The sequence below is a fragment of the Streptomyces sp. NPDC048295 genome (assembly GCF_040652135.1).
Lineage (GTDB): Bacteria > Actinomycetota > Actinomycetes > Streptomycetales > Streptomycetaceae > Streptomyces.
This window is the reverse complement of sequence record NZ_JBEZLL010000006.1, coordinates 16384-28816: the sequence shown is the minus strand read 5'-3', so window position 1 is coordinate 28816 and position 12433 is coordinate 16384. Positions and strand designations below refer to the sequence as shown.

Below are 12433 nucleotides of genomic sequence, written 5' to 3'. Positions count from 1 at the left end.
AAAAAGCGACGCCGGGCAGCCACGGGGGGAGCTGCCCGGCGTCGGTCTGTCGCTCCGACGGGGGATGCGGAGCGCTTTCGAAGTATGTCACGCAGACCGGGGTGCGGTGACCGTAACTTCATGATTGATCTGAGGTTTTCTTGAGGGTCGGATGCCATGCGCACCCGGCCGTACTCAGACCGATTTTCCGTCGCGGCGGACCCCGTCACCCTCCGGACCGGGTTCCGCCGTACCGGCCAGGGGCGCGGCGTCGAGCACCGGCCGCATCGGAGCCGGTACGAAGGTGGAAGGGAGCGAAGGGGTGTTCTCCCGGCCCGCGTTGGCGATGACCACCGCCACGTACGGCAGCAGCACCCCGAGCGCGAGTGCCACGATCGCGACATACCGCTCGACGTTCCACAGCACCGCGGCCAGGACCACCGACACGGTCCGCACGGACATCGAGATCACATAGCGCCGCTGCCTGCCGCGCACATCGTCCGCGAGTCCCTGCCGGGCCCCCGTGATCCGGAAGACCTCGTCGCCGCTCCGCTTCCGCATCACGTCTCCATCACCTTTCCCCCGGCGACTGGAGGGCCGGGGGACACCCCATCCCCGCGCCGGACCGCAAACCACGGTACGCCCGGCACCCGGCGGCTTCGAGACCGGGGCACGCCCCGTTCGTGCATATCGGTGTCCGGGCCGCACGTACGGACCCCTCCGGAATGCGGTGCACGGCCCGCGGGCCGAGACTGGGCGGCACATGCGCGACATCGCGTCGCACGAGGAGGCGACATGGGTTGGTTGTGGGCAATCATCGTGGGTCTGGTGCTCGGTCTGATCGCGAAGGCGATCCTGCCCGGCAAACAGAACATCCCACTCTGGCTGACGATCATTTTCGGCATGATCGGCAGCGTCCTCGGCAACGCCGTCGCCACCTGGATCGGTGTCAACGACACCAAGGGCATCGACTGGATCCGCCATCTGCTCCAGCTGATCGGTGCGGTGGTGGTCGTGGGCGTCGGCGACATGCTGTGGGCCTCGTTCCACAGCAACAGAAAGAGGACCTGAACACCCCGGCACGACGCACCGCGGCCGGACACGCATGGCGCGTGTCCGGCCGAGGTACGTACGTGGTCCGGGATCAGCCGGTGACCTCGACGGCGGCGAGGTTCTTCTTGCCCCGGCGCAGCACCAGCCAGCGCCCGTGCAGCAGCTCCTCACGGGCCGGCGCGCTCTCGCCGTCCGTGACCTTGACGTTGTTCACGTACGCGCCGCCCTCCTTCACCGTGCGGCGGGCGCCCGACTTGCTCGGCGCCAGGCCGACCTCCACCAGGAGATCCACCAGCGGGCCCAGCTCGGTGACCTGCGCGTGCGGCACCTCGGACAGCGCGGCGCTCAGCGTCGCCTCGTCCAGCTCGCCGAGCTCGCCCTGGCCGAAGAGCGCCTTCGACGCCGCGATGACCGCGGCGCACTGCTCGGCGCCGTGCACCAGCATCGTCAGCTCCTCGGCCAGCGCGCGCTGCGCCGTCCGCGCCTGCGGACGCTCCTCGGTGACCTTCTCCAGCTCCTCCAGCTCCGCGGGGCTGAGGAAGCTGAGGATGCGCATGTACCGCGAGATGTCCCGGTCGTCCACGTTCAGCCAGAACTGGTAGAACGCGTACGGCGTCGTCATCGTCGGGTCGAGCCAGACGGCCCCGCTCTCGGACTTGCCGAACTTGGTTCCGTCCGCCTTCGTCATCAGCGGCGTCGCCAGCGCGTGCACCTCGGCGCCCGGCTCCAGGCGGTGGATCAGGTCGAGACCGGCGGTGAGGTTGCCCCACTGGTCGCTGCCGCCCTGCTGGAGGGTGCAGCCGTAGCGCCGGTACAGCTCCAGGTAGTCCATGCTCTGGAGCAGCTGGTAGCTGAACTCGGTGTAGCTGATGCCCTCGTCGGACTCCAGCCGCCGGGCGATGGAGTCCTTGGTCAGCATCTTGTTGACGCGGAAGTGCTTGCCGATGTCCCGGAGGAACTCGATCGCGGACATGCCCGAGGTCCAGTCCAGGTTGTTCACCATGACCGCCGCGTTCTCGCCCTCGAAGGACAGGAACGGCTCGATCTGGGACCGCAGCCGCGACACCCAGTTGGCGACCGTCTCCGGATCGTTCAGCGTGCGCTCCGCGGTCGGCCGCGGGTCACCGATCTGACCGGTGGCCCCGCCCACCAGGGCGAGCGGCCGCAGACCGGCCCGCTGGAGCCGGCGCATGGTGAGCACCTGCACCAGATGGCCGACGTGCAGACTCGCCGCGGTGGGGTCGTAGCCGCAATAGAAGGTGACGGGACCGTCCGCGAGAGCCTTGCGCAGTGCGTCCTCGTCAGTGGACTGGGCGAACAGCCCACGCCACTTCAGCTCGTCGACGATGTCCGTCACGGTTCCGGTGCTCCTCGTGGTGCGTACGGGTAATGGGTTTCCTGCTCAGTCTAGGCGGGTCAGACGCCCGGACTCACCGAGCTCATGTTGAAGTCCGGGATCCGCAGCGCGGGCATCGCGGCCCGGGTGAACCAGTCGCCCCACTCGCGCGGCAGCGTCCTCTCCGTACGGCCCGCCTCCGAGGCCCGCGACAGCAGGTCCACCGGCGACTCGTTGAACCGGAAATTGTTCACCTCACCGATGACCTCGCCGTCCTCGACGAGATACACCCCGTCGCGGGTCAGCCCGGTCAGCAGCAGCGTGGCCGGATCGACCTCGCGGATGTACCACATGCAGGTCAGCAGCAGCCCGCGCCCGGTCGTCGCGGCCACCATCTCCTCCAGCGACCGCTCACCGCCGCCCTCCAGCACCAGGTTGTCGATGGCCGGCGCGACCGGCAGCCCGGTCAGCCCCGCCGTGTGCCGGGTGGTCGTCAGGTGCTCCAGCCGGCCGTCCCGCAGCCAGTCGGTCGGCGCCAGCGGCAGACCGTTGTCGAAGACGGAGGCGCCGTCCCCGGAGGCGTGGGCGATCACGAACGGCGCCGACTCCAGGCCCGGTGCGTTCGGGTCGCTGCGGAGCGTCAGCGGCAGCCGGGAGAGCCGCTCACCGATCCGGGTCCCGCCGCCCGGCTCGGAGAACACCGTCCGGCCCTCCGCGGCGTCCCGCGCCGTCGACGACCACAGCTGGTAGATCAGCAGATCGGCGACGGCGGTCGGCGGCAGCAGCGTCTCGTAGCGCCCGGCGGGCAGCCCGATACGGCGCTGTGCCCAGCGCAGCCGCTGCGCCAGTTCCGCGTCCAGCTCGGCCGGGTCGACGTCCTTGAAGTCGCGCGTCGCGCGGCCCGCCCAGGACGAACGGGTGCGGTCCGGGGACTTGGCGTTGAGCTCCAGCGTTCCGGTCGGCTGGTCGTGGCGCAGCCGCAGCCCCGTCGACGTACCGAGGTAGGTCGTGGTCAGCTCGTGGTTGGCGAAGCCGTACAGCTCACGGCCGCCGGAGCGGGCGCGGGCGAAGGCGTCGCCGAGCGCCGGGGCGAACTCCGCGAAGACGGCCGAGTCCGTCTCGGCCGGCGCGTCCGTGAAGTCGGGCGAGACGGGCACCCCGGCCACGAGCGGCTGCGCGTCCTCCGCCGGACCGGCCCCCCGCGCCGCGGCCTCGGCGGCCCGCACCAGCGGTTCCAGGTCGTCGGCGGTCACCGCGGACCGCGACACCACGCCGGACGCGGTGCCCTGCGCACCGTCGACGGTCGCGATGACGGTCAGGGTCCGCCCCCTGGTCACCCCGTTCGTCGTGAGCGCGTTTCCGGCCCAGCGCAGATTCGCGGACGACTGCTCGTCGGCGATGACCACACAGCCGTCGGCGGTGGACAGTTCGAGCGCCCGCTCGACGATCTCGTGCGGCTTGCTGACGCGGCTCATCGTCCGGCCTCCTGCGTCGTATTGAGGATGTTCACGCTCCGGAAGAGGGCGGAGGGGCAGCCGTGCGAGACGGCCGCGACCTGGCCCGGCTGGGCCTTGCCGCAGTTGAAGGCGCCGCCCAGGACATAGGTCTGCGGGCCGCCGACCTTCTCCATCGAGCCCCAGAAGTCCGTCGTCGTGGCCTGGTACGCGACGTCGCGCAGCTGCCCGGCCAGCCGGCCGTTCTCGATCCGGAAGAACCGCTGACCGGTGAACTGGAAGTTGTAGCGCTGCATGTCGATCGACCAGGACCGGTCGCCGACCACGTAGATCCCGCGATCCACCCCGCCGATCAGGTCCTCCGTGGACAGCCCGCCCGGATCCGGCCGCAGCGACACGTTGGCCATCCGCTGCACGGGGACATGGCCCGGCGAGTCCGCGTACGCGCAGCCGTTGGAACGGCCCAGCCCCGTCAGCTTCGCGATCCGCCGGTCCAGCTGATACCCGACCAGCGTCCCGTCCCTGACCAGGTCCCAGGACTGTGCCTCGACGCCCTCGTCGTCGTACCCGATGGTCGCGAGCCCGTGCTCGGCGGTGCGGTCACCGGTCACATTCATCACGGGGGAGCCGTACGCCAGCTTCCCCAGCTGGTCGAAGGTGGCGAACGAAGTCCCGGCGTACGCCGCCTCGTAGCCCAGCGCCCGGTCCAGCTCGGTGGCGTGGCCGATCGACTCGTGGATGGTCAGCCAGAGGTTGGACGGGTCGACGACCAGGTCGTACGTTCCCGCCTCGACGCTCGGCGCCCGCATCTTCTCGGCCAGCAGCCCGGGAATCCGCTCCAGCTCGTCGTCCCAGTCCCAGCCGGTCCCGGTCAGGTACTCCCAGCCGCGGCCCGCCGGCGGGGCGATCGTCCGCATCGAGTCGAACTCACCGGTGGACCCGTCCACGGCGACTGCGGTCAACTGCGGGTGCAGCCGCACCCGTTGCTGGGTGGTCACGGTGCCGGCCGTGTCCGCGTAGAACTTGTTCTCGTGGACGGTCGTCAGCGAGGCGTCCACATGCGCGACGCCCTCGGCGCGCAGGAGCCGGCCGCTCCACTCGGCGAGCAGCCCCGCCTTCTCCGCGGCCGGTACGTCGAAGGGGTCGATGTCGTACGCCGAGACCCAGGTCCGCTCGCCGTGCACCGGCTCGTCCGCCAGCTCGACCCGCTCGTCCGAGCCGGCCGCCGCGATCACCTTGGCCGAGAGCTTCGCCATGGCGACGGCCTGCGAGGCCACCTTCGCCGCGGCGTCCATCGTCAGGTCCACCCCGGACGCGAAGCCCCACGCCCCGCCGTGCACCACCCGCACCGCGTAGCCGAGATCGGTGGTGTCCGAGGACCCGGCGGGCCGGGCGTCCCGCAGCCGCCAGGACGCGCTGCGCACCCGCTCCAGCCGGAAGTCGGCATGGACGGCGCCCAGCGCCCGCGCGCGGGCGAGCGCCGCGTCGGCGAGGGCCCGTAGCGGCAGGGCCAGGAACGACTGATCTACCTCATGAGGCATGTAGTACTCCGTCTTTTCGGCATGTGTCCGCAGTGAACCATGTCGTGGGACGAGGGCAGCCGGCCACAGGTTTCCCGCTCGGGCGCGCCGGGCCCGTCACCCGGTTCGGCGCGGGCCACGAGACGCTCGCCCGGGCAAGCCGCCCCGGCCGGTCAGAGGGAGCCGTCGATCACGCCCGCCCTGAACGCGGCCCACCCCGGGGCGCCGAACCGCAGGGGGGTGCGTGAGAGGTCCTTCGAGTCGCGTACGGCCGTTGCCCCTCCGGGGAGCTGGGCGACTTCTACGCAGTTGCCCTCCCCGCCGCTAGCGGTGGCTTTGTGCCAGGCCACTGCGGAGATGTCATATGTGTGCAGTTCCGCTTTGCGATCCTCGTTCACTTACGGTGTCTCTCTTCCATCTGGGAAATCAGCCTCAGTGAGTCGTCCGTCGGCAGTGCTGCCGCAACGATTCGCTCGAACGCGTCGGCGAAAGTCCCCACTTCACCGATGCCCTCAACGTAGGACGACCCGATGAGATTCTCCAGCAGAACCACGTCCGGCATGGGCCCGGGAAAGCCGACGAGGCTGAAGCCACCGACGCTCCCCGGGTGGGGTGTGCCGTTGAGTGGCATCACCTGGAGTGTCACGTGTGGCATCTCCGAAACGTCCAGCAGTCTGCGCAACTGCTCGCGCATGGTTGTCGGTCGTGTGGCGAACCTCTGGTGCAGTACGGCTTCATGGATGATCGCCCAGAGCTTCAGCGGTCCGGAGGGGCGGGTGAGTACGGCCTGACGGGCCTGGCGGACCTCTGCGAGCGCGGCGACCTCCTCCGGCGTGCGCGTGATCGCGTTGGCAGCGATGGTCTCCCGTGCGTAGGCGGCGGTCTGAAGGAGGCCGGGGATGAGCAGCGGTGCGAACTCGCGCACGCTCGCGGCATCGGATTCGAGTGAGATGTAGTCCGCGTACGTGGGCGAGACGATGCCGCTGTAGGTCTGCCACCAGCCCTGCTTGCGGGCGTCCTTGGCGAGCCCCTCCAGGGCTGCGACCACCTCTTGGTCATCAACTCCGTACACCTTGAGCAGTTCGGCCACTTCGGTCGGCCGGACATGGCCGTTGGCGGTCTCGATGCGGGACAGCTTGGGACCCAGCCACCCCAACGCTTCGGCTGCCGAGTCGAGGGTGAGGCCGGCTGCGTTCCGATATCGGCGGAGGGCCTCACCGAGCCGACGTCGGCGGACTGTGGGAACTGGTCGCGCGTTTGGCATTCCAGGAGTCTGGCAGCGCGCCCGCATGCAAGTCGACGCAGCAGGCCGCTGAGCAATCAATTCAGGTGACAAACTTGCGATCTGCTTGCGTAGTTTGTGATCTGTGCAGTCAAGTTGTCCCCACAGGGCATGAGTTGAAGCCCAGGGCGAGAAGTTGAGCGCGGCCCCGAGCCGCAGGCTGGAGGCGTCATGTTCGGCATGGCCGACGAGGAAGACCACGACCCGCAGTCCCCGCCGCCCGCCGTCGGGCACTACGTGCGCTACCGGAGCCGCGGCTTCGCGGCGCACATCAACGCCTCCGGCCCGAACCTCCGTTCCGTGCGTGAACTCACCGCCAAGGCCCTGGCCGAACTGGGCGTGCAGGGCGACGTGGCCGACGCCGCGCAGCTCGTCGTCTCGGAGCTCGTCGGGAACGCCGTCCGGGCCTGCGGGGATCACGTGCCCGTGGTGGTGGAGGTGTACGCCGCCGCCTTCGGGGTCGCGGTCAATGTCCATGACCCGGACCCCCGCACCGTTCCGCGGCGCCGCGGCATCGCGCTGGACGACGCGGAGGCCGAGGCCGGCCGTGGCCTCGCCCTGCTGGATCTGCTCGCGCCGGGCTGGCACGTGGTCCGGTCGTCGATCGGCAAGCAGATCCGGTGCCGGGTCCCCTGTCCGGCCGGGTGAGCCTCGTCGGGGCGGTGGGGGGCAAGGGGCGTCGCCTGGCGGGGTTGCCCGGACCTGTGCCGATGTTCCCCGTTGTAGGTACGATTCAAAAATATAGGTACATTCTGCGGTGGTCGCCGAAGGGAGCCCCGATGAGCACGATCTCCGTCCGCGAGTTCTCGTACAACCCGAGTGCCGTCTTTGCTCGCGTGGAGAAGGGAGAGGCGATTCAGGTGACAAGACACGGCAACGTCATCGCCATACTGCTTCCCGGTACCGGGGCCTCGGAGCGCTATGCCCCGCTCGTCGCGCAGGGGCAGATCAGGCTGAAGCCGGCCACGACGGCCGATCTCGACCGGCTGCCGGTCTGTGAGCCGCCGGAAGATGTCTCTCCCCTGGATATTCTGCTCGCCGACCGTGAGGACGATCCGCGTTGATCTACATGGACAGCTCGGCGATCGTCACCCTGCTGAGTGGTCGCGATCATGCTCGCGCGCTGCGAGCTCATCTCGCGGGGCGAGCCGTGGCACCTCTGGCAACCAGCAGTCTCGGCTTCGTAGAGACGGTTCGGACCTTGGACCAGGTCGGTAGCTTCCCCCATCTCATGGGGGATCTGACCAGGGAATTCACCGAGATCCTGCTGACCGACGAAGTGCGGGACGCGGCTGCTGCCCTGTCGGGCAGAGTGAGGACTCTCGACGCGATTCACGTGGCCAGCGCGCAGGTGCTGGGAGCGTCGCTCGACGTGCTCATCAGTTACGACAAACGGATGCTGGAAGTCGCCGAGAGCGTCGGCCTTTCTGTCGAGGCGCCGGGCTTTCGCTGACGCACTCGTCGGCGCAGGGAGCGTTCGCTCGGAGCGGGCACTGTAGGAACCCCACAGTGCCCGGGGGGAGGCGCTGTCAGGGGGCGATTGCTCGCGGAGCGCCTGGTACCGATAGGTTTTCGACGTACCAGACCGCTAGGGAAAGGGTGATCCGTTGAGCCGCTCGGTTCTCGTCACCGGAGGAAACCGGGGCATCGGCCTCGCCATCGCCCGCGCCTTCGCCGACAACGGCGACAAGGTCGCGATCACCTATCGCTCCGGAGAGCCGCCCGTGGTGCTCACCGAGGCCGGTGTTCTCGCGGTCCGTTGCGACATCACCGACGCCGAGCAGGTGGAGCAGGCCTACAAGGAGATCGAGGAGAAGCACGGTCCCGTGGAGGTGCTGGTCGCCAACGCCGGTATCACCAAGGACCAGTTGCTGATGCGGATGTCCGAGGAGGACTTCACGTCCGTCGTCGACACCAACCTCACCGGCACCTTCCGGGTCGTCAAGCGCGCCAACCGCGGCATGCTGCGTGCCAAGAAGGGCCGTGTCGTACTCATCTCCTCCGTCGTCGGGCTCCTCGGCTCGGCCGGGCAGGCGAACTACGCCGCGTCCAAGGCGGGTCTGGTCGGCTTCGCCCGGTCGCTGGCCCGTGAGCTCGGTTCCCGGAACATCACTTTCAACGTCGTCGCACCCGGTTTCGTCGACACCGACATGACGCAGGTGCTCACCGAGGAGCAGCGCAAGGGCATCGTGTCCCAGGTGCCGCTCGGCCGCTACGCGCAGCCCGAGGAGATCGCCGCCGCGGTGCGCTTCCTCGCCTCCGACGGCGCGTCGTACATCACTGGAGCCGTCATCCCCGTTGACGGCGGATTGGGCATGGGTCACTGATCACCATGAGCGGAATTCTCGACGGCAAGCGCATCCTCATCACAGGTGTGCTGATGGAGTCGTCCATCGCTTTCCATGCCGCGAAGGTGGCCCAGGAGCAGGGCGCCGAAGTCATCCTGACCGCGTTCCCCCGGCCCACGCTGACCGAGCGCATCGCCAAGAAGCTGCCGAAGCCGGCCAAGGTCATCGAGCTGGACGTGACCAACACCGAGCACCTGGACCGGCTCGAAGGCCTGGTCCGGGACGAGCTCGGTTCGCTCGACGGCGTCGTCCACTCCATCGGCTTCGCGCCGCAGGACGCGCTCGGCGGCAACTTCCTCAACACCCCGTTCGAGTCCGTCGCCACGGCGATGCACGTCTCGGCGTTCTCGCTGAAGTCGCTGGCCATGGCCTGCAAGCCGCTGATGAACGACGGCGGCTCGATCGTCGGCCTCACCTTCGACGCGCAGTTCGCCTGGCCGCAGTACGACTGGATGGGCCCGGCCAAGGCCGCGCTGGAGGCCACCTCCCGCTACCTCGCCCGTGACCTGGGCAAGGACGACATCCGCTGCAACCTGGTCTCGGCCGGACCGCTCGGCTCGATGGCCGCGAAGTCCATCCCGGGCTTCACCGACCTCGCCAAGGTGTGGGACACCCGCTCCCCGCTGGCCTGGGACATGGCGGACCCGGAGCCGGCCGGCCGCGGCATCGTCGCGCTGCTCTCGGACTTCTTCCCGAAGACCACGGGCGAGATCATCCACGTCGATGGTGGCGTGCACATGATGGGTGCCTGACCCCTCACGACGTACCACGAGACAGCCGCGTTCCGCCTCCGAGCAGGCGGAACGCGGCTGTTTCGCGTTCGCACCCGGCTCCGGCTCGCTCGAGTCGAAAAGATGGTCGATCCACCGCAGAATGTGGTGAACCGGACTTCGGGTCGGGCTACGGGAGGAGGTCGCCATGCGCTCCACACGTCGCCGGACCGGAATACTGCTGGCGGCCGCCGTGGCCGTCGCCGCGCTCGCCGCCCCGGTGGGGATATCCGCGGCGGGCCGGGTGAGGGCCGGGGCATCCGCCCCCGACGCCCCCACCCCGGATCCCGCCGGAGCCGAATGCCGTACGTCGGTCCGGGGCTCCCGGGTCGTCGCCTACTGCCACAATCCGTACCCCTCCACCGACCGCGTACAACTGCACACCGAATGCCGCCGCTGGTGGGACATAGACGCCGACGCCGCCCCGGTCGACGTGGGGCCCGGGCGGACCGTGCGGCTCGACGACCGCTGCTGGAAGGAAGTCGGCTCCGCCTGGGTCACGCACCGGCGGGTGCAGGACGCGGTCCAGGGCTGACGGGCCGCCTCAGGCCCGATCCACCAGACAGCTCAGCGAGTGGCTCGCGGCCTCGGCCGCCGCCGTCTCCGCGTCCCCCGCTCGGATCGCCTCCACCAGCCGGCCGTGGTCCATGAGGCTTTCCGGCCCCAGCTCGGGGCCGACATCGCCCCTGAGGTAGTCGCGCAGCAGATCGCCCAGGTCGGCGTAGAGCCCGGTCAGCACATCGTTGTGCGAGGCCGCGACCACGGCCAGATGCAGCGTCGCGTCCGCCGCGACGAACGCCTCGGCCTCACCCGCGGCCCAGGTCTCCTCCCGGCGCGCCATGAGCGCGTCCATCTGCTTCAGATCCCGCTCGGTGCGCCGTGCGGCGGCCAGCCGCGCGGCCGACGACTCCAGGGTGGAGCGCAGCTCGGCGACATGGCGCGGATCGGCGGAGGCGAAACGGCGGTGCATCACCCCGGCCAGCTCGCTGGTGGCGACGACATAGGTGCCCGAACCCTGCCGGATGTCCAGCAGCCCGTTGTGCGCGAGGGCGCGCACGGCCTCCCGGACGGTGTTGCGGGCCACCCCCAGCTGCTCCACCAGTTCGGGCTCGGTGGGAATGCGTGAGCCCACGGGCCACTCGCCCGAGGTGATCTGATTTCTGAGCTGGGCAATCACCTGGTCGGCGAGTGCCGAACGCCGCGGAGACGTCAGCGCCATGGTGCTCCTTGGTGGGGTTGCTGGGGTGATGAGGAGGGACGGGAGTCGCTGTGGTTGCCGTGCCCGGAGCGAATGGTCTCAGAGAGACTCCGGGCTGATTGGACAATCAATCATCCCATGATTCTATGATGTGCCTCATGCCCGAAGACGAGACCCGGCCCCAGACCCGGAACCCGAGCCCCGCCACCACGATGGACGCGCCCACGGAACCCACGTCCTCGCCGACCCGGCAGGACCCGCAGACGGCGCAGGCCGCCGGCGGGCCCTCTCCCTGGGTGCTCCGGCTGGTCGTCGTCGGGCTGGTCCTCACCGCGCTCAACCTCCGCCCCGCCATCACCAGCCTCGGCGCCCTCCTCGAAGAGGTACGGGACGGGCTGCACATGAGCGGCAGCGTGGCCGGTGTCCTCACCTCCGTACCGCCGCTCTGCTTCGCGGTCTTCGGCATCATGGCGCCGCGCCTGGCCCGCCGCTTCGGCCCGGGCGCGGTCGTCTGCGCCGGTATGACCGCCATCACCGCCGGTCTGGTGATCCGGCCGCTCGTCGGCGGGACGGCCGGCTTCCTCGCCGCGAGCGCCCTCGCCCTCATGGGCATCGCCGTCAGCAACGTCCTGATGCCGGTGATCGTCAAGCGCTGGTTCCCGGACCGGGTCGGCTCCATGACCGGGCTCTACTCGATGGCCCTGGCCCTCGGCACCTCGCTCGCCGCCGCGGTGACCGTGCCGATGACCAGCGCGATGGGCGGCAGCTGGCGTCTGGGGCTCGGCGTCTGGGCCGCGCTCTCCGCCGTGGCGATCCTGCCCTGGATCCCGGTGGTACGGGACCGGACCGGCGCCCCGGGGCAGCCCGCCCCCCAGCACGCCGGCACCCCGGTCCTCAAGATCACCCGTAGTCGTACCGCCTGGGCCCTCGCCTGCTTCTTCGGCCTCCAGGCCACCGCCGCGTACATCACCATGGGATGGATGCCGCAGATCTTCCGCGACGCCGGGGTCTCGGCAGGTGCGGCAGGTGTGCTGCTCGCCGTGACCATGGCGATGGGCGTGCCGCTCGCCTTCGTCATCCCGAGGGCCGCGGCCCGGATGAAGAACCAGGGCCCGATCGTCGTCTTCCTCGGCAGCTGCGGCCTCATCGGCTACGCGGGCCTCTACCTCGCCCCGGCCGGCGGAGCCTGGGCCTGGGCGGTGCTCCTGGGCATCTCGAACTGCTCCTTCCCGCTCGCCCTGACCATGATCGGCATGCGCTCGCGCACCGGCGCGGGGGTGGTCAGGCTGTCCGCGTTCGCCCAGTCCGTGGGCTATCTGATCTCGATCCCGGGACCGCTGCTGATCGGTGTGCTCTACCAGCACAGCGGCGGCTGGGAGCTGCCCATCGCACTGATGGCGGGCCTCATGGTGCCGCAGATGGCGGTCGGGATCCTGGCCGGGCGGCCCCGGACGATCGAGGACGAATGCTGAGATGCGAGACTGACCCCATGT

15 protein-coding genes are annotated in these 12433 nt (G+C 69.8%); 8 read left to right on the top strand and 7 right to left on the bottom strand.

What is annotated here, in order from left to right:
* Nucleotides 1-174 precede the first annotated feature (174 nt).
* Nucleotides 175-540, bottom strand: a complete 366-nt coding sequence (locus AB0D53_RS10575) for a DUF3099 domain-containing protein (RefSeq protein ID WP_362443094.1) — start codon at nt 538-540, stop codon at nt 175-177.
* 234 nt (nt 541-774) lie between these two features.
* Between AB0D53_RS10575 and AB0D53_RS10570 the strand changes: the two genes are divergently transcribed.
* Nucleotides 775-1050, top strand: coding sequence for a GlsB/YeaQ/YmgE family stress response membrane protein (locus AB0D53_RS10570; RefSeq protein ID WP_329816755.1), 276 nt, complete (start codon nt 775-777; stop codon nt 1048-1050).
* Nucleotides 1051-1123: 73 nt separating this feature from the next.
* Here the strand turns inward: AB0D53_RS10570 and tyrS are convergent, their stop codons facing one another.
* The 5 genes from tyrS to AB0D53_RS10545 all read right to left on the bottom strand — a co-directional run bounded on the left by tyrS (nt 1124) and on the right by AB0D53_RS10545 (nt 6606).
* Complete coding sequence (gene tyrS, locus AB0D53_RS10565; protein ID WP_362443090.1) at nt 1124-2389, bottom strand: tyrosine--tRNA ligase; 1266 nt, start codon at nt 2387-2389, stop codon at nt 1124-1126.
* A 59-nt stretch (nt 2390-2448) separates the two neighbouring features.
* A complete protein-coding gene (locus AB0D53_RS10560; protein ID WP_362443087.1) occupies nt 2449-3843 on the bottom strand; it encodes a metallopeptidase TldD-related protein in 1395 nt (464 codons plus the stop codon).
* Nucleotides 3840-5363 (bottom strand): TldD/PmbA family protein, encoded by a 1524-nt coding sequence (locus AB0D53_RS10555; protein ID WP_362443084.1) that lies wholly within the window; start codon nt 5361-5363, stop codon nt 3840-3842. The genes AB0D53_RS10560 and AB0D53_RS10555 overlap by 4 nt, the downstream gene beginning before the upstream one ends.
* Nucleotides 5364-5515: 152 nt before the next feature.
* Nucleotides 5516-5740: a DUF397 domain-containing protein gene (locus tag AB0D53_RS10550; protein ID WP_362443081.1), complete on the bottom strand. Its 225-nt coding sequence runs from the start codon at nt 5738-5740 to the stop codon at nt 5516-5518.
* Nucleotides 5737-6606, bottom strand: coding sequence for a helix-turn-helix transcriptional regulator (locus AB0D53_RS10545; RefSeq protein ID WP_362443921.1), 870 nt, complete (start codon nt 6604-6606; stop codon nt 5737-5739). Before AB0D53_RS10545 ends, AB0D53_RS10550 begins: the two co-directional genes overlap by 4 nt.
* A gap of 198 nt (nt 6607-6804) precedes the next feature.
* On the opposite strand from AB0D53_RS10545, the gene AB0D53_RS10540 reads away from it, so the two are divergent.
* From AB0D53_RS10540 to AB0D53_RS10515, 6 genes are all read left to right on the top strand, one after another.
* Nucleotides 6805-7272, top strand: coding sequence for an ATP-binding protein (locus tag AB0D53_RS10540; RefSeq protein WP_362443078.1), 468 nt, complete (start codon nt 6805-6807; stop codon nt 7270-7272).
* Nucleotides 7273-7403: 131 nt separating this feature from the next.
* Nucleotides 7404-7688, top strand: coding sequence for a type II toxin-antitoxin system Phd/YefM family antitoxin (locus AB0D53_RS10535; protein ID WP_266362518.1), 285 nt, complete (start codon nt 7404-7406; stop codon nt 7686-7688).
* A 5-nt stretch (nt 7689-7693) separates the two neighbouring features.
* Nucleotides 7694-8077 carry a PIN domain-containing protein gene (locus AB0D53_RS10530; RefSeq protein ID WP_362443918.1) on the top strand — a complete coding sequence of 128 codons (384 nt, stop codon included), beginning with the start codon at nt 7694-7696 and terminating at the stop codon, nt 8075-8077.
* 154 nt (nt 8078-8231) lie between these two features.
* Nucleotides 8232-8951, top strand: a complete 720-nt coding sequence (gene fabG, locus AB0D53_RS10525; RefSeq protein WP_362443074.1) for a 3-oxoacyl-[acyl-carrier-protein] reductase — start codon at nt 8232-8234, stop codon at nt 8949-8951.
* Nucleotides 8952-8956: 5 nt separating this feature from the next.
* Nucleotides 8957-9724 carry an enoyl-ACP reductase FabI gene (gene fabI / locus AB0D53_RS10520; RefSeq protein WP_329816748.1) on the top strand — a complete coding sequence of 256 codons (768 nt, stop codon included), beginning with the start codon at nt 8957-8959 and terminating at the stop codon, nt 9722-9724.
* A gap of 166 nt (nt 9725-9890) precedes the next feature.
* Nucleotides 9891-10277, top strand: a complete 387-nt coding sequence (locus AB0D53_RS10515) for a hypothetical protein (protein ID WP_362443071.1) — start codon at nt 9891-9893, stop codon at nt 10275-10277.
* A gap of 9 nt (nt 10278-10286) precedes the next feature.
* Here AB0D53_RS10515 and AB0D53_RS10510 read toward each other — a convergent pair whose 3' ends face one another.
* Nucleotides 10287-10961: a FadR/GntR family transcriptional regulator gene (locus AB0D53_RS10510; RefSeq protein WP_362443068.1), complete on the bottom strand. Its 675-nt coding sequence runs from the start codon at nt 10959-10961 to the stop codon at nt 10287-10289.
* A 137-nt stretch (nt 10962-11098) separates the two neighbouring features.
* Here AB0D53_RS10510 and AB0D53_RS10505 point away from each other — a divergent pair, with 137 nt between their 5' ends.
* Nucleotides 11099-12412, top strand: a complete 1314-nt coding sequence (locus AB0D53_RS10505) for an MFS transporter (protein ID WP_362443065.1) — start codon at nt 11099-11101, stop codon at nt 12410-12412.
* Nucleotides 12413-12433: the final 21 nt, after the last annotated feature.